The organism is Paenibacillus camerounensis (assembly GCF_000723885.1).
Classification (GTDB): domain Bacteria; phylum Bacillota; class Bacilli; order Paenibacillales; family Paenibacillaceae; genus Paenibacillus_AQ; species Paenibacillus_AQ camerounensis.
Map to the genome: position 1 here is coordinate 1 of NZ_CCDG010000029.1, position 21,620 is coordinate 21,620.

A 21,620-nucleotide genomic window follows, 5' to 3' on the forward strand; every position below is an offset into this window, starting at 1 on the left:
ACGGGATCGCGGGGCGGGTGCCCAACAAGAGCAAGGCGTCCCGCCCAGCGCTGCCCTACGGGATCGCGGGGCGGGTGCCCCAACAAGAGCAAGGGCAAAAGCAAGCGGTGCGAGACGCGGCTAGCGTGCTTGAGGTAAAGCGGGCCGCTTGCGGCGGTAAGCGGGGATTACAACCAAATTAACAACCATACCACCTCTATCCCGGATCTAGACAACTTTCCGGGTGTCCAGAGGGCCAGGGCCCTCGGGGTCCCCCTTGGCTAAGGGGGATTTAGGGGGATCGAAAAGCTTTTAAAGCTTGGGTTTCAGATTACATCATTGAAAGGATTGACCCTCAAATGCAAAAAGTAGACGTCAAGGAAAAGGCGCGGGCGAGAGATGTCCGTATCCTGAAGAAATGGAGCGACGAGGATACGTTCCGCAAATCAATGGAGAACCGGGCGGGCCGTCCGAACTATGTGTTCTATGAAGGACCGCCGACAGCGAACGGGGTGCCGCACATCGGGCACGTGCTGGGCCGTGTAATCAAGGACTTTATCGGCCGTTACCAGACGATGAAGGGCTTCCGCGTCGTGCGTAAAGCCGGCTGGGATACCCACGGCCTGCCGGTTGAGCTCGGCGTACAGAAGAAGCTGGGCATCTCCGGCAAGCAGGAGATCGAGGAGTACGGCATCGAGAAATTCATCAAGGAATGTAAGGACAGTGTCTTCGGCTATGAGAAGCAGTGGCGTGAATTCACGGAAGCGATCGGGTACTGGACGGATCTGGATAATCCGTATGTAACGCTGGATAACACGTACATCGAGAGCGTATGGAACATCCTGGCGACTGTGCATGACAAAGGCCTGATGTACCGCGGACACCGCGTCAGCCCGTATTGCCCCAGCTGTCAGACGACACTGAGCTCCCATGAGGTGGCGCAGGGTTACAAGACCGTTAAGGATCTGAGTGCTACAGCCAAGTTCAAGCTCGAAGGCAGCGGAGACTATGTACTGGCCTGGACGACTACCCCTTGGACGCTTCCGGCGCATATGGCGCTCGCTATGAACCCGGAAATGGAATATGTGCGTGCCCAGCAGGAAGACGGCGTGTACATCCTGGCGAAGAACCTGGTAGAAGAAGTGCTTAAGGGTGAATACACGATTCTGTCCACTCATACAGGTGCTGACTTTATCGGCCAGAGCTATGCTCCGCCGTTCAGTTATATCCAGGCTGAGAAGCACAATGTGATTGTAGGCGCGTCTTTTGTTACGGATTCCAGCGGTACAGGGATCGTACACATGGCTCCGGCACATGGTGAGGATGACTACAAGAGCTGCCGCGAGAACGGCATCAGCTTCGTGAACGTAGTGGATACTTCCGGTAAGTATACTGCGGTAGTAAGCGATTTTGCCGGACGGTTCGTGAAGGATGTCGATCTGGATATCATCAAGGTGCTGTCCGAAAAAGGACTGCTCTACAACAAAGAGAAATACGAGCACAGCTACCCGTTCTGCTGGCGCTGCGATACTCCGCTGCTCTATTATGCAACAGACAGCTGGTTCATCCAGACAACAGCAATCAAGGATCAGCTGATCGCCAACAATAATACAGTGGACTGGTACCCGGACCATGTGCGTGAAGGCCGCTTCGGCAAGTTCCTGGAGGAGCTGGTGGACTGGAACATCAGCCGTAACCGCTACTGGGGAACTCCGCTGAACGTCTGGGTCTGCCAGGATACAGGCAAGGAATTTGCACCGCACAGCATCGCTGAGCTGCGTTCGATGGCGATCGGCGAGGTGCCGGAGGACATCGAGCTGCATAAGCCGTATGTGGATAACATCCAGCTGCGCAGCCCGTTCAGTGAAGGCGGCGTGATGGTGCGTACACCGGAAGTAATCGACGTATGGTTCGACAGCGGTTCGATGCCGTTTGCACAGAGCCACTATCCGTTCGAAAATAACGAGACCTTTGAAGACCAGTATCCGGCGGATATGATCTGTGAAGGGATTGACCAGACCCGCGGCTGGTTCTACAGCCTGCTGGCAGTATCGACGCTGTTCAAGGGCAAGGCGCCTTACAAGGCGGTTATCGCCCACGGCCACATCTTTGATGAGAACGGCCAAAAAATGTCCAAATCCAAAGGCAACGTAATCGACCCGTGGGAGATCATGAACGAATACGGCACCGACGCATTCCGCTGGGCGATCCTGTCCGACAGTGCGCCTTGGAATAACAAACGCTTTTCGCGCGGTTTGGTCGGTGAGACCAAATCGAAGGTAGTGGATACGCTCGTTAATACGCACGCGTTCCTGACGCTGTATGCTGGCATCGACGGCTATGATCCTGCTGAGCATCCGTTCAAGGTGTCAGAGCACAAGCTGGACCGCTGGATTCTGTCCCGTCTGAACAGCCTGATCCTGCTGGTGGATAAAGGCCTGGCTGTTAACGATTTCGTTAACACCTCCAAAGCAGTTGAGAACTTTGTTGATGAGCTGAGCAACTGGTATATCCGCCGTTCCCGTGACCGTTTCTGGGGCAGCGGGCTTGGCGAAGAGAAGCTGGATGCTTACCGCACCCTGACTCACGTTCTGCTCAAGACAGCTACGCTGATGGCTCCGTTCACACCGATGCTGTCCGAGGATATCTTCACTAATCTGGGCGGCGGCGAAAGCGTGCATCTGGCCGATTATCCAAAAGCGGATGACAGCCTGATCGACCTTGAGCTGGAACGCGATATGGAAAGCGCGAGAGGCATTGTCGAGCTGGCCCGCAACGTGCGTAACGAGACCGGCATCAAGAACCGCCAGCCGCTGTCCGAGCTGATCGTGTCACTGGACCGTGACTTCGATATTGCCGACTATGAAGAGATCATCAAGGATGAGATCAATGTAAAATCAATTATCCTGGAGAACAGCGACAGCGGCTTTGTAGACTTTACCCTGAAGCTGAATCTCAAAGTAGCCGGTAAAAAATACGGCAAAAACGTCGGCTTCATCCAAGGCTTCCTGAAAGGCATGGACAGCGAGGCTACCCGCAAAGCGGTTACTGATGGTGTTGTAGCTGTTGTGTCACCGGAAGGCGAGGAGCTGCAGATTACAGCTGAAGAGCTGCTGGTAGAGAAGCAGGCCAAGTCCGGCTTTGCCGCAGCTTCCGGCTACGGGCTGACCGTGGCGCTGAACACTGAAATCACCCCTGAGCTGGAGCAGGAGGGCTGGGTGCGTGAGATCATCCGTGCGGTGCAGGATTACCGCAAACGCCTGGATCTGGCGATTGAGAAGCGCATCGACCTGACCCTGAAGCTGGATGAGGAGCTGAAAGCGGCAGTCATTGCTTTTGAGCATGTGCTGCGTGACAACGTTCTGGTTGCTGAGCTTGCATATGACGGTGACCACAGCTATGAAGCCGTGGATGTCAGCGGCAAATCAATCGGTATCTTTATCAAAGACTAAGCCCCCGGCGGCAGTTGCATTACCTGTCCCGAATTGGCATATACTAGCGGCATAAGAAGAAACGTCCAGATGTCCCCGACTTCAGGGGCATGTACTTTCTTGGGTATGCGCGCATGAGCAGTCCGTGTCCCTGGAGAGTTTTTTTCCGGGGAGCGGGCTTTTTATGTAAATATAAGAATATATATTTTATGCTATCCATAATCCTTATATTTCTCGCAGAAACGGTTACCGCCTTCTCTGAAGGACGGCATAGCCGTTTCTACTTGTCAGGTAATGCAGTTATGCTGGGTGAAGGGGCTGATAAGGTTGACGGACAGGCATGAGGAGAGCGGGCAGTCTGTACAGGGCGGAAGAATTACAGTTAAGACATCCGGGAATAGCGACGGGACTTTTGGGCAGAAACCGCAGAAAGCGGGTCTAAAGCTGGAAGAGGCTGGATTAGGGCAGGAACAGCCGATTAGCCAGGAGGAAAAGCTGAATGCCGTCTACCGGCTGACAACCGGACTGGCCCAGCAGATGGAAAAGGCGCGGATTGCCGAATATACAGAGCTTCTGCATAGCCCTTTCCGGCTGATCTGGCTGAACATTCTGTCAGGAGCGGCACGCGGGGTTGGAATTGCGCTCGGCTTTACCTTTTTTGCGGCAACGATTATTTATATTCTGCAGGTGCTGGGGGCGCTTAATTTGCCGATCATCGGGGATTACATCGCTGACATTGTGCGGATCGTGCAGCATCAATTGGAGCTGAAGACGTTTTAGCATGTCGCTTTTTATATAGAAAAAAGGAGCAGCCGCAGCTACTCCCTTGATTTTTTTCCATTCGGGTCAAGAGAATAATCGCCTTCTTCGGTATCCATGTAATGACGGTAGCTGTTGCCTTTGATGATGGTAAGATGATTGCCGGCAATGTCGGTCGCGACGAAATTCTCCCAAGGCTCCACGAAGCCCTCGGTTTCGTCCGCCTCAATCTCCATATCATTATAGGAACGGATTTCATTGTCTTCCGCCATGGCCGGTGAGTTCGAGCTGCCCCAGCTTTCAACAATCTGCCAGGCGTCTTCGCCGTCGAACCCGTTCTGGTCCTCACGTTCATCCAGGCTTGTCCGCCCGAATGGCGGGGACAGGAACTCTTCCTCCGCCGGCCGTGTAAAAGGGGCATGCTGGCCGGGATTATGCTCCTTGCAGTACCGGGTTGAGGGAACAACGGACAACCGTTCAAACGGAATATCCCCGCCGCAGACGGTACAGCTGCCATAGCTGCCTTTATCCATTGCCTGCAGAGCAGCAGCGATATCATCCAGCTCATGTTCATCACGTTCTACGAGCGAGATATCCATCGAGCGGTTATACAGCTCTGTAGCCGCATCACCGGGATGATTGTCTATGGTGGAGAGCTCGCCGGTGCTGTCGCGCAGGGATTCCTGCAGTCCGTAGTGCTCATTGTTATGGAGGCGGTGGCGGATGTCCTCCTGCTGCTGAAGCAGCGCTGTGTGCAGCTGTGCAAGCTGCTGTGATGTCAGGTGACTCATAGGAGTGTGCTCCTCTCGGTTGCTTTTATCGAAACCCTTCCTTCAAGTATAGCTTGACCGGAGAGGCGTACTTTTACCGCTGGAAAATGTTTTTGGACTGCAGCAGTTTGCTTAAGCCTTCAATAGACGGGTTCTTGAGGCCTGTGCTACAATATACAAGTCTTTATTCAGTATTCGTACCGCTGCCGCGGGAAAAATAAGAACGGAGTGACAACTTCTGTGGTGTACTTTCTGATTGCGCTAATTGTGTTTTTGATTGACCAGGGTACCAAATATGTGATTGCTACCCGGCTGGAGCTCGGAGAGCAGATTCCGGTTATTAATGATTTCTTCATTATTACCTCCCACCGCAATCGTGGAGCCGCTTTCGGCATTCTTCAGGGACAGCAGTGGTTCTTCATTTTGATTACGACTGTCGTTGTGATCGGCATCATCTGGTACCTGAACAAAGCCCGGAAGACCCGCAAGCTGCTGCCTACAGCACTGGCGCTGGTACTCGGCGGAGCAGTAGGGAACTTTTTGGACCGCCTGCTGAACGGCGAGGTTGTAGACTTCCTGATGTTCAATTTCGGCAGCTATACCTTCCCGATCTTTAATGTGGCTGACTCCTGCATTGTCATCGGGGTAGCGCTGATTATTCTGGATACGCTGCGTGATGTGAAGGGCGGAGAGGAAATTACCGAAGTGAAAGAGTCAAAGGAAGTAAGAGAAGGGAATGAATGATTTGAATAAGGACTTTGGCGAATTGGCGGCTGAAGGAGCCTCTGAAGAGGACAAGGACGTCACCGCATGGACGGTTGCAGCAGAAAACGCCAAGGAACGGATTGATAAATATATCACCGAAGCCTGGGAAGAGGAGATTTCCCGCTCGCAGGTACAGCTACTGATTTCAAACGGGCATGTTACGGTAAACGGCGCTCCTGTAAAAGCAAATTATAAGCTGTCGGCAGGCGATGTTGTTGCTGTATCTGTACCGGAACCCGAAGTAACAGATCTTGTGCCGGAGGATATCCCGCTTGATGTGGTCTATGAGGACAGCGATGTTATCGTGATCAACAAGCCGCGCGGCATGGTTGTGCATCCGGCCGTCGGCCATCCGTCAGGCACACTGGTCAATGCGCTCATGCATCACTGCAAGGATCTGTCCGGCATTAACGGCGAGATCCGGCCGGGGATTGTGCACCGCATCGACAAGGACACTTCCGGACTGATCATGTCCGCCAAAAATGACGCCAGCCACGCCTCGCTCGCAGCCCAGCTGAAGGAGCATAGCGTAACCCGGCGTTATATCGCTGTTGTCCACGGAAACGTATCGCATGACAAGGGAACGGTAGACGCGCCAATCGGCCGCGATCCGCATGACCGTAAGCTGTATACCGTAACCGAGAAGAACAGCAAGAGGTCTGTGACCCATTTTACCGTGCTGGAGCGCTTGGGAGATTGCACCCTGCTTGAGCTGCAGCTGGAGACAGGCCGTACGCACCAGATCCGTGTACATATGAAGTTCATCGGCCATCCGCTCGTCGGAGATCCGGTATACGGGCGCAGCAAGGGCATCACCATGGACGGACAGGCACTGCATGCCGCCATACTCGGCTTCGTGCATCCGTCCACCGGGGAATATATGGAGTACAGCCGGCCGATCCCTGCAGATATGGAAGATTTGCTGCTGCAGCTGCGGAGCAGATAAGTACAAATGAAGTGATGATAAATCCATGGTTATGCAGGCGCTTTTGCTTCATATTTAGACTATAGGATGTAGAATCGTCCTGCATAAGTGCCAAGGATCTAAATAATGCCAGGAGATGAGAATAAGAATATGAGTATTGAACAATATCAGAACACTTTTATTCAGACTAATTTTGCTGACCGCATCGGCGGCGCTAATTACGGTAAGGATACCAATATTTATAAATTTGAAAAAATCAAACGCGCCAAAGCATCGGCGAAGCAGGATTTTCCTGATATCGAGCTGATCGACATGGGCGTAGGCGAGCCGGACGAAATGGCTGACGAAGGCATTGTTGCCAAGCTGGCTATCGAAGCTGCCAAGGAAGAAAACCGCGGGTACTCCGATAACGGGATTCCTGAATTCAAAGCAGCAGCGGCTGCTTATCTGAAGGAAGTATTCCAGGTAGAAGGCATTGACCCTGTGAACGAGGTCGTTCACTCCATCGGTTCGAAGCCTGCTCTGGCGATGCTGCCGTCCGCCTTCATCAATCCGGGCGATATTACGATCATGACGATTCCGGGTTATCCTGTACTGGGCACACACACCAAGTATCTGGGCGGACAAGTCTACACTGTGGAGCTTAAGAAGGAGAATCATTTCCTGCCTGACCTGAACTCCATTCCTGAGGATATCGCCCGCAAGGCGAAGCTGCTCTACCTGAACTATCCGAACAACCCTACAGGTGCAAGTGCTACTCCTGAGTTCTTCGCAGACGTTGTGGCTTGGGCCAAAAAATATGATGTTGTAGTCATCCACGATGCTCCATACGCGGCATTAACTTATGACGGTGTGAAGCCGCTGAGCTTCCTCTCCGTTCCTGGTGCCAAGGATGTCGGCGTAGAGCTGCACTCCCTGTCCAAGTCCTATAACATGACCGGCTGGAGAATCGGCTTTGTAGCCGGTAACCCGCTGATCGTAAAAGCATTCAGCGACGTTAAGGACAATAATGACTCCGGCCAGTTCATTGCCATTCAGAAGGCTGCCGCTTACGGTCTGGAGCATCCTGAAATTACCGAAGCGATTGCTGCCAAGTACTCCCGCCGCCACAACATGCTGGTGGATGCGCTGAACAGCCTGGGCTTCAAAGCCGAGAAACCGAAGGGATCGTTCTTCCTGTATGTAGCCGCACCTAAGGGTGTCAAAGGCGGACGCCGCTTCGAATCCGGTGAGGATTTCTCCCAGTTCCTGATCCGCGAAAAGCTGATCTCCACTGTGCCATGGGATGATGCCGGCCCGTTCGTCCGTTTCTCCGTAACCTTTGTAGCCAAAGGCGAGGAAGAAGAAAAACGCGTAATCTCCGAAATTCAAAGACGTCTCTCCGACGTTGAATTCGAATTCTAATAATAAAGCCGCTGCGGTCTTAATTGACTGCGGCGGCTTTTTTTGGCAGATGTGGGGTAAGAGTTGATAGTAATATAAGCGTGCCGGAAGAGTGTTGAGCCAAGGGATTACAGCAAGTCTGGTTATTTTGCCGGCGGGCGGTACGCTTTTTTATGAAAAGCATTAATGTACTTGAACAGGGACTCCCCGTTATCCGTTACTGCAACTCCTGCCGCGAGCGGCTTCAGCATTGCCTGATAAGGCTCCGGCACCCAGATGTACTGATGCACGTAAGGAGTAAGCACGAAGCCGTTCTTTTCCCAGAAATGAATCCGTTCTGTATGCTCCTCTGACGTTCCGGATTCCGCCTCGATAATAACGCCCTGCACGCCAAGCTCCTTCTGTGCCCATTCCACAACCGAGTCCAGCATCAGCGTTCCGGCCCCCTGTCCGCGCAGCTCCCGGCTGACCGCAAGGTAATCAATGATGAGCCGCCGGCCTTCTTGTCCGTCGATAATACCTGTAACAGCCATAGCGGCTGCGTGTCCATTTATGGTTCCGGCGTGCAGATAACCGATTCCCAGGTTCAGCATACTGCGCAGGATTTTTTCCGGCTTGGCCCCGCTGGGAAAAGCTTCACGGTAAACCGGCTCAACGGACCTCCACAGCTCATCGTTCCACTCAGCAATTGTTATTAGCTCCATATTCATCCTCAAGTCGCCTCCATTATGATCATAACAGACCGGCAGGGGCATAGTAAAAACAGGAGGAGCAGAAGAGAGAAAGGCTGTTCAGACAGAATATTATTTTACCGGCGGATCAGTAATATGACATATAGCTGTCTAATTCTATGAGATAGAATGACAGTATTAGCCCAAATAAAGAGGTGTACATATGGAAAAGAAGGATTTTAAAAGAGCGGACAAAGCGTTATATCAGCCTAAGACAGAACCCGGGGTTGTTGATGTGCCGGAGATGATTTTTATCCAGGTGGACGGGCAGGGTGACCCGAATGAGCCGGAGGGTGAATACCAGAGAGCAGTGGAGACACTGTACGCGCTGTCTTATGCGATCAAAATGGCCCCAAAAAGCGGTCCTGCACCTGAGGGGTACTTCGAGTACGTCGTGCCTCCGCTGGAGGGCCTGTGGTGGCAGGAGGGCATTCACGGGGTGGATTACACCAGAAAAGACAAGTTCTCCTGGACCGCGATGGTCCGCCAGCCGGAGTTCGTTGATTCGCAGGTGTATGCTGCTGCAGTGGAGAGCGTTACCCGTAAGAAACCGCAGATTGATGTGTCCGCTGCTCGGCTCGTAACATTTACGGAAGGACTGTGTGTCCAGTGCATGCATATCGGCAGCTATGATGACGAACCGGCGACTGTTGATAAAATGAACCGGTACATAGCAGAGCAGGGCCTGCTATGTGATTTGTCAGACATCCGGAAGCATCATGAGATTTATCTGTCCGATCCGCGTAAATCGGATATAGCGAAGCTGAAGACAATCGTGCGTCATCCGGTACGGAAGGGTAATGATTAGCAAGATATAGAGCTCAACTGATAACGGCACCGGGGCTGGGGCATGTACAAGAGTGTACCTGTGGAATGTAAAACGGAGGAACGGTGTATATCAATCACTCAGATCCCAAGCCGTCCGGGAATGACGAAGAAAAGCTGTACTCGCCTGGCGGCTGCTTCTCTTCCTGTTATGCAGCAGCGCCATGCGGAAGCTTATGCCGACGAGCCGGTGCTGTCCCAGCAGCAGTGGTTGAGGCCGCGGTCCGCTGCAGCGGATTAGCTTAAGCAGCATCCCGGCTCCAATCCGCTACACCGGCTACGCTGTTGTGTCTACAGCATCCCCCTGATCGACGTTGCTCTAACTCTTAGCCCTTTAAAATAAGCTGGCGTTTTTTGCCGCTGATGCCTTTGCTTTTGCCCTTGCTTTTGCCCTTGCTTTTGCCCTTGCTTTTGCCCTTGCTTTTGCCCTTGCTTTTGCCCTTGCTTTTGCCCTTGCTTTTGCCCTTGCTTTTGTCCTTGCTTTTGCCCTTGCTTTTGCTTTTGCCTTTTCTTTTGCCTTTTCTTTTGCTTTTGCTTTTGCCTTTGCCTTTGCTTTTGAACTTGGTTTTTGATTGTTAGCTATTAGTTTTTAGCTGTTTGCCTTTGCCATTTATAAATCGGACTTAAAAATATTAGATCACAAATAGGTGCGCCTCTTAAGTAACGTGGGGTTCGGCCAGCAGCAAGTTAGATTTTTCGCTACTTAAAAATTAGTTTGATTTTCGCCACTTAATTCCAGCATGTCCTTGTGTTTAGGAACTTTAACTGGAAAAAGGTCACCTAATTTTACCTGAACGGCCTCCAAAGAGTAGAAATAGCCTATATAGATTGCCTTTTTCCAATTAATACTCCTGACAGTGGATTTACAGGACAAATAGCTGGCGAATTTCCACTTATTTAAGTTTTACACCTTGCCTGGGTAGGCGACAACAGTCTAGTCTTCTTATAAGGCATCTTATTAGGTGCCTTGTAAAGATTTTTTGCTGGTGACACTGGGCGTGCAGCCCGGCAGTCATCCCTTTGCTGCTCCTCCTCCCCCGAACTGGGAAAGTCTTCTGTTCAGGTGGAAGCGCGGAGGGGATTTTGGAACTGTAGGAGCGTTAGCGCCCGCCTTTGTCTCCAGATTTAATCCGCAGCGCGGAACAAATAAATTCAAATAAATCTGGAGACAACAGCGGCCGGAAGTCCAAAAACCCCGCAGCAGCGCCCGGCACCCAAACCAGTACATGCCCTATGGTTCACGCCTTATGGTACACGCCCTATGGTACACGCCCCATGGTTTACGCCCCATGGTTTACGCCCCATGGTTTACGCCCTATGGTTTACGTACTATGGTTTACGCCCTACGTTAATCACTGCATTTACACGCAACCCGTTCGCCCCCGCCTCCAAGAAAACTTTCCCAGTTTGACACCCGTCCAAACTTCTGTCATAATTCCCTTAGTTGAATATGCGCCTTTAATTCAGTCCCGTGAGGCTGGCAAGGTAACGTGAATCGAGGTTCGCGACAAATGGATGGGATCCGTATGAGTACGGATGGCCTCTTTATGCGCGCGGACACGCCATCTTTTTTAATCTGCGGATTTCACTCCTTGCCTGCTTTGGGCAAGGAGTTTTTTGATTTCCGGGGGCTTGAACGGGCGTACAAGCGAAAGGATGGCTGGATAAATGGCTACCGAGAAAAACGTAATTATGGATGAAACGGCAATCCGCCGGGCGCTGTCGCGCATTGCGCACGAGATTTTGGAGAAAAACAAAGGTATTGAGAATTGTCTGCTGGTCGGTATCCGCACCCGCGGGGTGTATCTGGCCAAACGGATTGCAGAGCGGATCAAAGAGATCGAGGGCGTGGAGATTGGCTGGGGCGAGCTTGACATTACCCATTACCGGGATGACCGCGAAGGCGGAGATAACCGGGAGGCAATGGATCAGGCAGCGGCCGAGAGCATGCTGAACCTGCCGGCAGGCAGCGGGGGCGTCCGTGACAAGAAAGTGATTTTGTTCGACGATGTGCTGTACACGGGACGGACGATCCGCGCAGCGATGGACGCCCTGATGGACTGCGGACGGCCGCGGATGATCCAGCTGGCAGTACTGGCCGACCGCGGACACCGCGAGCTGCCGATCCGGCCGGATTATATCGGCAAGAACGTGCCGACCTCCAGGCATGAGCAGATTGAAGTGGCGCTGACGGAATACGACGGCAAAGACGAGGTTTATATTATTTCCAACCGGGAGGAACGATAACGATGATGACAGCAACCAAGGTGAAGGAACGCAGTCTGCTGGGGATTAAAGAGCTGGACCGGACAGAGCTTTTGCAGCTTTTGAACAGAACGGCATATTGGGATAATCAGGCTGAGAAGCTGACACCGGTGCTGAGATCACAGTTTGTGGCTAACATGTTTTTTGAGAACAGCACACGGACCCGTTTTTCCTTCGAAATGGCTGAGAAACGCCTTGGGGTGCAAGTACTGAATTTTACGGCGGCAGCTTCCAGTGTAGAAAAAGGCGAGTCGATCTACGATACAGTGCGCACACTGGAATCGATGGGGATCGACGCCGGAGTTGTGCGTTTGAAGCCTGCAGGAGTGCTGCAGCAGCTGGCGGAGAAGGTAACCATCCCGCTGATCAATGCCGGAGACGGAAATAACGAGCATCCGACCCAGGCGCTGCTGGACATGTATACGATGACCCAAAATTTTGGCGAGCTGAAGGGCCTGAAAGTATCGATTATCGGGGACATTATGCATAGCCGGGTGGCACGCTCGAACCTCTGGGGACTGACGAAGATGGGAGCAAGTGTGCAGTTCTGCGCCCCGGACAGCATGAAGGCGCCTGAACTGGCCCAGTATGCACCCTACGTCAGTATAGAGGAAGCACTGAAGGCGGACGTGGTTATGATGCTGAGAGTGCAGCTGGAGCGCCATGCAACAGGTATTCTGCAGTCAGCCGATGAATACCGCAAGCAGTACGGGCTCACTGAAGAGCGTGCAGCCAAGCTGGACAAGAACACGATCATTATGCATCCGGCGCCGGTCAACCGCAATGTGGAGATTGACGATGCGGTAGTCGAGAGCAGCCAGTCACGGATTTTCCCGCAGATGGCAAACGGAGTACCGGTAAGAATGGCAGTCATGGAGCGTGCACTTCAATAGAAGAGACAGGCTCAAAAAAACCTGACATAATCGGATTAATAAATATACACAAAGATGAATTTTTATTATATAATACAAACAGAGCTTGGAGCTGCGGCTTGCAGGCAAAAGGAGAATCATCATCGTGATCATTAGAAACGCCAGCGTATTGAACAAAGACGGCGAACTGGAAATCAAGCACATCGTAGTTCAGGACGGAATCATTACAGCGGTTGAAAGTGAGCTTCCGGCGGAAGAATCCGGCGAGGTTGTAGATGCGGAAGGCAAACTGCTGGTACCGGGCCTGATTGACATGCATGTGCATCTGCGCGAGCCTGGCTTTGAGCATAAGGAAACGATTGAAACCGGCGCACGTTCGGCAGCCAAGGGCGGATTCACCACCATCGCCTGCATGCCGAACACCCGCCCGGTGACTGACACTCCCGAAATTGTTGAGCTTGTAAAAGAAAAAGCGCGTGAAGCCGGACTCGTCAAAGTGCTGCCTTATGCGGCAATCACCAAAAATGAGCTTGGCCGCGAGCTGACGGACTTTGCCGCCCTGAAGGAAGCCGGAGCGATCGGCTTTACAGACGACGGGGTTGGCGTACAGACGGCTCAAATGATGAAGGATGCCATGAGATTGGCTGCAAGCCTCGATATGCCGGTTATTGCGCACTGTGAGGATGATTCGCTGGTTGAAGGCTGTGCAGTTAATGAAGGAACTTTTGCGACCAAGCATGGCCTGAAGGGGATTCCGAACGAGTCGGAAGCCATTCACGTAGGGCGCGACATTCTGCTTGCTGAAGCTACCGGTGTTCACTACCATGTCTGCCATGTCAGCACAGAGCAGTCGGTACGGCTGATCCGCCAGGCGAAGCAAATCGGCATTAAAGTAACTGCTGAGGTATGCCCGCATCATCTGCTGCTCTCCGAAGAAGACATTCCTGGAATGGACGCCAACTGGAAAATGAATCCGCCGCTGCGCTCCCGCCGAGATGTGGAAGCCTGCATCGAGGGGCTGCTGGACGGTACGATCGACATCATCGTAACGGACCATGCGCCGCACAGCGAAGAAGAAAAAGCCAAGGGCATGCAGCTTGCACCGTTTGGCATCGTCGGCTTCGAGACAGCCTTCCCGCTGCTGTATACCGCTTTTGTAGCGACAGGCAAATGGGACCTGAGCATGCTGGTACAGCGGATGACCGCTGATCCGGCCCGCGTATTCCGGCTTAACACAGGCAGCCTTGCCGTTGGGGCACCGGCTGATCTGACACTGATTGACCTGAATGAAGAGCAGGTGGTAGACCCGGCCGCTTTTGCCACTAAAGGACGTAACACTCCGTTTACCGGATGGAAGCTGAAAGGCTGGCCGGTAGCAACCTGGGTAGACGGCAAGGCCGTCTGGAAGCAAAACAACTAACAAGCCTGACTGAGTCAGGATAAAGACAATAGAATCAGACTACAGATACAAGAAGGAGTGGAAGGAAATGCAGGCAAGATTGCTGCTTCAGGACGGAACGCTGTTTACAGGTACCGCATTTGGCGCTGAGGGCGAAATGACAGGCGAGGTTGTTTTTAACACAGGGATTACAGGTTATCAGGAGGTACTGTCGGACCCTTCGTACTGCGGACAGATCGTAACGATGACTTATCCGCTGATCGGGAACTACGGCATTACGCGTGATGATTTTGAATCCGTGCGTCCTTTTGTACACGGCTTTGTTGTGCGCCGCCATGAAGAAGTGCCGAGCAACTGGCGTGCTGAATACAGTGTGGACGACCTGCTGAAGGAATATGGCATTCCCGGGATCAGTGAAATTGACACCCGGATGCTGACCCGCATTATCCGCCACTACGGAACGATGAAAGCCATCCTGACCACATCGAACAAGCGTGTGGAAGAGCTGATGGAAATGATGGGCGACACAACCATTGAAGAACTGCGCAACCAGGTTGCCCGTACTTCGACTACAACAAGCTACAGCAGCCCTGGAACAAAGGAACGGATCGTGCTGGTTGACTACGGCGCGAAGACCGGTATCCTGCGCGAGCTGAATAACCGCGGCTGTGACGTAGTGGTCGTGCCTCATGATGTAACTGCGGACGAAATCCGCCGACTGAACCCTGATGGCATCCAGCTGTCCAACGGCCCTGGGGACCCTAAGGATGTGCCTTATGCTGTCAACACCATCTCTGAGCTGCTCGGAGAATATCCGATCTTTGGCATCTGCCTGGGTCACCAATTGTTCGCACTGGCCTGCGGCGCAGACACCGAGAAGCTGAAATTCGGCCACCGCGGCGGTAACCACCCGGTTAAGGAGCTGGAAAGCGGACGCTGCTTCATCACTTCGCAGAACCACGGCTACACTGTTAATGAAGAATCTGTGCAGAGCACCGAGCTTGAAGTGACGCACATCAACAATAATGATAAAACGATTGAAGGTCTGAAGCATTCCCGTTACCCTGCCTTTTCGGTGCAATACCATCCGGAAGCAGCGCCGGGACCGCATGACAGCAGCTATCTGTTCGACCGTTTCCTGCAGATGATTGCTGACCACAAAGCGAAGACGCCTGCCGGCTCGCGCCAGGCACAGCTTGCTGCCAATGCCAGAATCACGGCACCTAAACAGACGCCGAAGCTTGAAGCCGTGAAAGGAGCTCTATAATTATGCCTAAGAACGATAAACTCAAAAAAATCCTCGTGATCGGCTCCGGTCCAATCGTCATCGGCCAGGCCGCCGAGTTCGACTATGCCGGCACACAGGCCTGCCAGGCCCTGAAAGAAGAAGGCGTGGAGGTTGTGCTGATTAACAGCAACCCGGCCACCATTATGACTGATACCAACATGGCTGATAAGGTCTATATTGAGCCAATCACCCTTGAGTTCGTGACAGGTATTATCCGCCAGGAGCGTCCGGACGGACTGCTGCCGACACTGGGCGGCCAGACCGGCTTGAACATGGCGGTTGAGCTGGCGCGTGCAGGCGTACTGGAAGCAGAGAACGTGAAGCTGCTGGGTACTCAGCTGCATTCGATCGAGAAGGCAGAGGACCGCGATCTGTTCCGCGAATTGATGCGTGAGCTGGATCAGCCGGTACCGGAAAGTATTATTATTACAACCGTAGATGAAGCAATGAGCTTCGCCGAGGAGATCGGCTTCCCGCTGATCGTACGTCCTGCTTATACACTGGGTGGAACAGGCGGCGGAATCTGTGATACTGCGGAAGAGCTGCGTGAGACAGTAAAAGCGGGTATCCGCTACAGCCCGATCGGCCAGTGTCTGGTCGAGAAGAGCATCGCCGGCATGAAGGAAGTCGAATACGAAGTTATGCGTGACGCGAACGACAACTGTATCGTGGTCTGCAACATGGAGAACTTTGACCCTGTAGGTGTACATACTGGCGACAGTATCGTTGTAGCACCGAGCCAGACGCTCTCCGACCGTGAATACCAGATGCTGCGCAGCGCTTCACTTAAGATCATCCGTGCGCTGAATATCGAAGGCGGCTGTAACGTGCAGTTCGCGCTTGATCCGCAGAGCTATCAATATTATGTAATTGAAGTAAATCCGCGTGTCAGCCGCTCTTCGGCGCTTGCCTCCAAGGCAACCGGCTATCCAATCGCTAAGATGGCAGCCAAAATCGCCCTCGGCTATACGCTCGACGAAATCGTTAACCCGGTTACCGGACAGACATATGCCTGCTTCGAGCCGACACTGGATTATATCGTCAGCAAAATCCCGCGCTGGCCGTTCGACAAGTTCACCTCGGCGAACCGCAAGCTGGGTACACAGATGAAAGCGACCGGCGAAGTAATGGCGATCGGCCGTACCTTTGAAGAGTCGATCCACAAGGCAGTCCGTTCCCTGGAGATCGGAGTTCACCGCTTCCGTCTGCCGGGCGCCGAGCTGCTGGAAGACAGTGTGCTGCGTAACCGTCTGGCTAAAGCGGACGACGAGCGCCTGTTCCTGATCGCTGAAGCTTACCGCCGCGGCTATCAGCTGCAGGAGATTCAGGATATTACGAATGTAGACTGGTGGTTCCTGTCCAAGATTGAAGGACTGGTGCAATTCGAGGATGTGCTGCGCAGTGAAGAGACACTGAGTGCTGAAACGCTGTATCAAGCGAAGCGCAAAGGCTTCACTGACCGGGCCATCGCCGAGATCCGTGCCGAAGGGCGTCCGGGCGGTGCTCAGACGAAGGAAGCGGATGTACGCAGCCTGCGTCTTGCCCAAGGGCTGACACCGGTATTCAAGATGGTAGATACGTGCGCCGCTGAATTCGAAGCATCGACACCGTACTACTACTCGACTTATGAAACAGAAAACGAAGTTATTCATTCCGACAAGCAGAAGGTTGTAGTACTCGGCTCCGGCCCGATCCGTATCGGCCAGGGGATTGAGTTCGACTACTCTACTGTTCACGCGGTATGGGCGATCCAGAACGCCGGCTATGAGGCCGTTATTATTAATAACAACCCGGAGACAGTGTCTACGGATTTCAATACTTCGGACCGGCTTTATTTTGAACCGCTGTTCTTCGAAGATGTAATGAACGTCATTGCCCAGGAGAATCCGATCGGGGTTATCGTGCAGTTCGGCGGCCAGACGGCCATCAACCTTGCTGCGCCGCTGGCGGCTGCCGGTGTGAACATCCTCGGAACCAGCCTGTCGAGCATCGATGAAGCTGAAGACCGCAAGCGGTTCGAAGCGCTGCTGGCCCGTCTGGATATCGCACAGCCGAAAGGCAAGACCGTAACCGATGCAAGCCAGGCGGTAGAAACAGCCCAGTCCCTCGGCTATCCGGTGCTGGTGCGTCCTTCTTATGTACTGGGCGGACGTGCGATGGAGATCGTGTATAACGACAATGAACTGATGACCTACATGGTTGAAGCGGTCAAAATCAATCCGGAGCATCCGGTGCTGATTGACCGTTACATGCTCGGCAAAGAGGTTGAGGTTGACGCGATCTGCGACGGTGAAACGGTTGTTATTCCGGGCATCATGGAGCATGTGGAGCGCGCAGGCGTCCACTCCGGTGACTCCATCGCCGTATATCCTCCGCAGTACCTGGATGAAGGCCTGAAGGAGAAGATCACCGACATCACGATCAAAATTGCCAAAGAGCTGAAGACGATCGGTCTGGTTAACATCCAGTTCGTTATCTACCAGAACGAAGTGTATGTCATCGAAGTGAATCCGCGCTCCTCGCGTACGGTTCCGTTCCTGAGCAAGGTAACCGGTATTCCAATGGCGAATCTGGCGACCAAAATTATTCTCGGCGGCAAGCTGAAGGAAGAGGGCTACACAGAAGGCCTCTGGCCGGAGAGCGACTACGTTTCGGTTAAAGTGCCGGTGTTCTCTTTTGCCAAGCTGCGCAGAGTTGAGCCTACCCTCGGACCTGAGATGAAATCGACCGGTGAGGTTATGGGCCGCGACAAGCTGTATGCCAAGGCGCTGTATAAAGGTCTGATCGGTGCAGGCATGAAAATTCCGGCAACCGGCGCGATCATCGTTACAGTAGCGGATAAAGACAAAGCTGAAGCGGTTGAGCTGATGAAGGGCTTCCATGCTATGGGCTACAAAATCATCGCTACAGGCGGCACAGCGCAGGCGCTGGAGCAGTCCGGCCTGAACGTGATGAACGTCAATAAGCTGGATGAAGGCGAGCCTACGATCCTCGACCTGATCCGCAGCGGTCAAGCGAACTTCGTGTTTAACACCCTGACCAAGGGTAAAACACCTGAGCGTGACGGCTTCCGCATCCGCCGCGAAGCGGTTGAGAACGGCGTGGTATGTATGACCTCGCTCGACACCGTAGCAGCGCTGCTGAAAATGCTGCAGACGATTAACTTCTCGTCACAGTCGATGCCCGCTTTTGTCGGACAATAAGATATGAATACCAGGAACCGCCTGCGGGCGGTTCCATACAGGGAACGGTTTGCGTTAGCGCAGACCGTTCAACTGTGCCCGGGCAAGCAGATGATGAATGAAGGAGAGGGAGAACCACCTATGGAACAGCAAATCCCAGAGCAGACAGAGCATGAGACGATTGGCCAGATTGCCAGACGGGATGAAATGGCCGGCAGACTGATGATTCCGCTTGACTATCCGGATGCAGAATCGGCGCGGGTGCTTATAGATAAGCTGGAAGGCATTCCGTGCTACCTGAAGGTCGGCATGCAGCTGTTCTATGCAGCAGGGCCGGATTTTATCAGCGAGCTTAAGGAACGCGGTTACTCTGTCTTTTTGGATGTCAAAATGCACGATATCCCAAACACCGTCCGTGGCGGTGCTGAGAGCATCACCAGGCTCGGTGTAGATATGTTCAACGTGCATGCCTCCGGCGGCAAGACGATGATGGCCGCAGCGCTTGAGGGAGCCGCCAAGGCGGTCAGCCTGAATCCTTCGCTGCATATTCCGCTGATCATTGCGGTGACACAGCTTACAAGTACAAGCCAGGAAGTTATGAACGAAGAGATCGGCATTGCCGGGAACGTAGAAGATACTGTAGTGCGTTATGCCAAGCTTACTGCTGAAGCCGGTTTGCATGGCGTAGTTGCTTCTCCGCAGGAGTCCGCAGCGATCGCAGCAGCCTGCGGTCCGAAATTCGTCACGGTAACACCGGGCATCCGTCCGGCAGGCTCCTCCCTGGATGACCAGTCCCGGGTAATGACACCTGGACAAGCTATCCGTCAGGGCAGCCACTTCCTGGTGATTGGCCGGCCGATTACCGCAGCCGCCGATCCGCGCGCAGCCGCACTATCTATTATTGAGGAGATGACACAAGCATGAGTACACTGTCTAATACAAGTAAGCAAGTTGCAGCCTATCTGCTGGAGATCGGGGCCGTTGCCCTGCGCCCGCAGGACCCGTTCACCTGGACCTCCGGCATCAAATCGCCGATCTATTGTGATAACCGTCTTACGATGTCCTTCCCGGAAGTGCGTAACTACATTGCAGGCGGCTTCGCAGAGCTGATTACAGCCAGCTATCCTGAAGCACAGGTTATTGCAGGCACAGCTACCGCGGGTATCCCGCATGCAGCCTGGGTATCCGACAAGCTGAATATGCCGATGGCTTACATCCGTGACAAGGCTAAGGGCCACGGCAAGCAGAACCAGATCGAAGGCAGCATCACTCCCGGCCAGAAGGTCATTGTAATCGAGGACCTGATCTCCACCGGCGGCAGCTCGATCAAAGCAGCGCAGGCTGTGGAAGAGGCAGGCGGAGAGGTACTGGCTGTTCTCGCAATCTTCAGCTATGAGCTGGACCGTGCTACTGAGGCGTTCGCAGCAGCCGGTGTGCCGCTGCAGAGCCTGTCTAACTACACGACCCTGATTGATGTAGCCCTGAGCAAGGGGAAGATCGCAGAGAGCGATGTAGCGCTGCTGCAATCTTGGCGCAAAGATCCGGCGTCGTTCGGAGTGTAAGCTAATATATAATGTTTTAACTGCGGGACTTGCGGCTTTCCGGTTATGAGAGCAGCAGGTCCCGCATATTTATCTGTCATGATGGGGTATGCTATTAATGCAGCGCTGAATACCCGACTTCAAAGGAGACATCCATCATGAACTGGATCTATTTTGCCAAGCTGTTCAGGACGAGATTTCAGGCGGGCTGTCTGGCCAAAAGGCTGGAGCAGGACGGCTGGATCTACGGCTACCATGACCCGCAGTTTGTAGAAATTTACCGTTCGCGGAAGGGCCGTTACGGGGTTCGTTTTTTACCCTAAGCAATTAACAAATTCATCCTTGACTTTATGGCCTTATTTAATGTATATTAACTATTGTCGCTGTTTGAATAAGTTTACTGACGCGGGGTGGAGCAGCCCGGTAGCTCGTCGGGCTCATAACCCGAAGGCCGCAGGTTCAAATCCTGCCCCCGCAACCAATTATTCTTTTACAGCCCTTGTACATTCGGATACATTAGATCCGGGCCCTTAGCTCAGTTGGTCAGAGCGGTCGGCTCATAACCGATTGGTCACAGGTTCGAGTCCTGTAGGGCCCACTTCACTAAACCCCATGCCTAGCAAGGGGTTTTTGCTTTGTTTAGAGTTGTTTGTGGTCTTAATCCCTCATGTATAGTAATATTTTGTAAATAAGGAGGCGTTGGATGAAGGAGATCTTGAAGAGGCTAAGCTTATGGTTACCGTTGTTATCCCTGCTAATCTGTCTTCACAATCTATCAGGGGCCGACGATAAAAACCTGCTGCTGTTTCTGACAAATCCGTTGCTCCTATGGTTTAATCCGCAGCTGACTGATTTACATTATTCAATGAAAAACGAGACTACGTTCCAGTTTGTTTTGTACGGGATACACTTTTTCTCGTGGCTCTTATTTGGTCTTACAGCAGATTTGTTGTACTCCCGATATAAATCCAGAAGCAATGGATAATTCAGAATAAAGGTGGTGACGGTTTGTACGTTTGGTTGTATCTTATTCTTCCGCTGTCCTGTGTGCTGTTTCTTTATAACTGTTTTGCCTTATTCAAAAAGATCCATCAGGGCAAGAACCTGTCCATCCGTAACATTATATTTGCTTCAATAGCGCTCTACCTGATGATTTTTATTCCTGCTTTGTTAATTGCAGCGGAGGCGGGCAGAGCATACTAAAGAAAAAATTAGAGTTTCAAATCTTGTTTCGGGCATAGTCCTCCAATACTTTGCGATTCTTGTGATCAAATCACCATTTTTTTCACGTGCTGTAGCATTATCAGGTATATGGAAGCCCCACAGCGCCGAAACCGTCGATTGCTCCATCCTCAAGTGTAAGCCGCTCATCATGAAAAACTGCGGTCAGCAGATTTTCGGCACCTACAAAAAATACAGGGTACTTAGTAGTCTTAAAAAAGCTTTTATATTCTGCGCCTGCGGCCTCCTCAAAATGCTCATGCATGATAAGTAACCCGTCAAAT

At 52.7% G+C, this 21,620-nt stretch carries 18 protein-coding genes and 2 tRNA genes; 16 read left to right on the forward strand and 4 right to left on the reverse strand.

All coding sequences use genetic code 11. The features are described from left to right. The first annotated feature begins 338 nt into the window (after nucleotides 1–338). Together ileS and BN3772_RS11935 are read left to right on the forward strand one after the other, a co-directional pair. Entirely contained in the window at nucleotides 339–3,431 is a 3,093-nt protein-coding gene (gene ileS / locus BN3772_RS11930; RefSeq protein ID WP_042199652.1) for an isoleucine--tRNA ligase, read from the forward strand. A 423-nt stretch (nucleotides 3,432–3,854) separates the two neighbouring features. Beyond that, on the forward strand, nucleotides 3,855–4,190 hold the full coding sequence (locus BN3772_RS11935) for a DUF5665 domain-containing protein (protein ID WP_042199694.1): 336 nt from the start codon (nucleotides 3,855–3,857) through the stop codon (nucleotides 4,188–4,190). Between the two features lie 38 nt (nucleotides 4,191–4,228). Here BN3772_RS11935 and BN3772_RS11940 read toward each other — a convergent pair whose 3' ends face one another. Next, the gene (locus tag BN3772_RS11940; RefSeq protein ID WP_042199653.1) at nucleotides 4,229–4,960 is read right to left on the reverse strand and encodes a TraR/DksA C4-type zinc finger protein; all 732 of its coding nucleotides are present in this window, start codon (nucleotides 4,958–4,960) and stop codon (nucleotides 4,229–4,231) included. 219 nt (nucleotides 4,961–5,179) lie between these two features. On the opposite strand from BN3772_RS11940, the gene lspA reads away from it, so the two are divergent. The 3 genes from lspA to BN3772_RS11955 all read left to right on the forward strand — a co-directional run bounded on the left by lspA (nucleotide 5,180) and on the right by BN3772_RS11955 (nucleotide 8,033). Beyond that, entirely contained in the window at nucleotides 5,180–5,683 is a 504-nt protein-coding gene (gene lspA / locus BN3772_RS11945; protein WP_042179274.1) for a signal peptidase II, read from the forward strand. Continuing rightward, a complete protein-coding gene (locus tag BN3772_RS11950) occupies nucleotides 5,676–6,650 on the forward strand; it encodes an RluA family pseudouridine synthase (RefSeq protein ID WP_042199654.1) in 975 nt (324 codons plus the stop codon). Before lspA ends, BN3772_RS11950 begins: the two co-directional genes overlap by 8 nt. A gap of 129 nt (nucleotides 6,651–6,779) precedes the next feature. Next, complete coding sequence (locus BN3772_RS11955) at nucleotides 6,780–8,033, forward strand: LL-diaminopimelate aminotransferase (protein ID WP_042199655.1); 1,254 nt, start codon at nucleotides 6,780–6,782, stop codon at nucleotides 8,031–8,033. A gap of 122 nt (nucleotides 8,034–8,155) precedes the next feature. Here BN3772_RS11955 and BN3772_RS11960 read toward each other — a convergent pair whose 3' ends face one another. Beyond that, nucleotides 8,156–8,722, reverse strand: coding sequence for a GNAT family N-acetyltransferase (locus BN3772_RS11960; RefSeq protein ID WP_052380476.1), 567 nt, complete (start codon nucleotides 8,720–8,722; stop codon nucleotides 8,156–8,158). Nucleotides 8,723–8,906: 184 nt separating this feature from the next. On the opposite strand from BN3772_RS11960, the gene BN3772_RS11965 reads away from it, so the two are divergent. Further along, nucleotides 8,907–9,551, forward strand: coding sequence for a GyrI-like domain-containing protein (locus tag BN3772_RS11965; protein ID WP_042199656.1), 645 nt, complete (start codon nucleotides 8,907–8,909; stop codon nucleotides 9,549–9,551). Nucleotides 9,552–9,641: 90 nt separating this feature from the next. On the opposite strand, the gene BN3772_RS11970 is transcribed toward BN3772_RS11965, so the two are convergent. Next, the gene (locus BN3772_RS11970) at nucleotides 9,642–9,821 is read right to left on the reverse strand and encodes a hypothetical protein (protein WP_042199658.1); all 180 of its coding nucleotides are present in this window, start codon (nucleotides 9,819–9,821) and stop codon (nucleotides 9,642–9,644) included. 1,415 nt (nucleotides 9,822–11,236) lie between these two features. Between BN3772_RS11970 and pyrR the strand changes: the two genes are divergently transcribed. The 10 genes from pyrR (at nucleotide 11,237) to BN3772_RS12020 (ending at nucleotide 20,713) form a co-directional block, all read left to right on the forward strand. Then, nucleotides 11,237–11,815, forward strand: a complete 579-nt coding sequence (pyrR, locus tag BN3772_RS11980) for a bifunctional pyr operon transcriptional regulator/uracil phosphoribosyltransferase PyrR (protein ID WP_042199660.1) — start codon at nucleotides 11,237–11,239, stop codon at nucleotides 11,813–11,815. Nucleotides 11,816–11,817: 2 nt separating this feature from the next. After that, nucleotides 11,818–12,726, forward strand: a complete 909-nt coding sequence (locus BN3772_RS11985; RefSeq protein WP_042199661.1) for an aspartate carbamoyltransferase catalytic subunit — start codon at nucleotides 11,818–11,820, stop codon at nucleotides 12,724–12,726. Between the two features lie 118 nt (nucleotides 12,727–12,844). Then, complete coding sequence (locus BN3772_RS11990; RefSeq protein ID WP_209443645.1) at nucleotides 12,845–14,125, forward strand: dihydroorotase; 1,281 nt, start codon at nucleotides 12,845–12,847, stop codon at nucleotides 14,123–14,125. A 67-nt stretch (nucleotides 14,126–14,192) separates the two neighbouring features. Beyond that, nucleotides 14,193–15,371, forward strand: coding sequence for a glutamine-hydrolyzing carbamoyl-phosphate synthase small subunit (gene carA / locus BN3772_RS11995; protein ID WP_042199662.1), 1,179 nt, complete (start codon nucleotides 14,193–14,195; stop codon nucleotides 15,369–15,371). 2 nt (nucleotides 15,372–15,373) lie between these two features. Next, on the forward strand, nucleotides 15,374–18,595 hold the full coding sequence (gene carB / locus BN3772_RS12000; RefSeq protein ID WP_042199663.1) for a carbamoyl-phosphate synthase large subunit: 3,222 nt from the start codon (nucleotides 15,374–15,376) through the stop codon (nucleotides 18,593–18,595). A gap of 186 nt (nucleotides 18,596–18,781) precedes the next feature. Beyond that, a complete protein-coding gene (gene pyrF, locus BN3772_RS12005; RefSeq protein ID WP_042199700.1) occupies nucleotides 18,782–19,498 on the forward strand; it encodes an orotidine-5'-phosphate decarboxylase in 717 nt (238 codons plus the stop codon). Next, nucleotides 19,495–20,136, forward strand: a complete 642-nt coding sequence (gene pyrE, locus BN3772_RS12010; protein WP_042199665.1) for an orotate phosphoribosyltransferase — start codon at nucleotides 19,495–19,497, stop codon at nucleotides 20,134–20,136. Before pyrF ends, pyrE begins: the two co-directional genes overlap by 4 nt. A gap of 137 nt (nucleotides 20,137–20,273) precedes the next feature. Beyond that, nucleotides 20,274–20,438, forward strand: a complete 165-nt coding sequence (locus BN3772_RS30900) for a hypothetical protein (protein ID WP_167336667.1) — start codon at nucleotides 20,274–20,276, stop codon at nucleotides 20,436–20,438. An 81-nt stretch (nucleotides 20,439–20,519) separates the two neighbouring features. Beyond that, nucleotides 20,520–20,596: transfer RNA gene (locus tag BN3772_RS12015), tRNA-Met, on the forward strand. A 43-nt stretch (nucleotides 20,597–20,639) separates the two neighbouring features. Beyond that, nucleotides 20,640–20,713: transfer RNA gene (locus BN3772_RS12020), tRNA-Ile, on the forward strand. A gap of 705 nt (nucleotides 20,714–21,418) precedes the next feature. On the opposite strand, the gene BN3772_RS12035 is transcribed toward BN3772_RS12020, so the two are convergent. Beyond that, nucleotides 21,419–21,601: a hypothetical protein gene (locus BN3772_RS12035; RefSeq protein ID WP_042199669.1), complete on the reverse strand. Its 183-nt coding sequence runs from the start codon at nucleotides 21,599–21,601 to the stop codon at nucleotides 21,419–21,421. Between the last annotated feature and the right edge of the window lie 19 nt (nucleotides 21,602–21,620).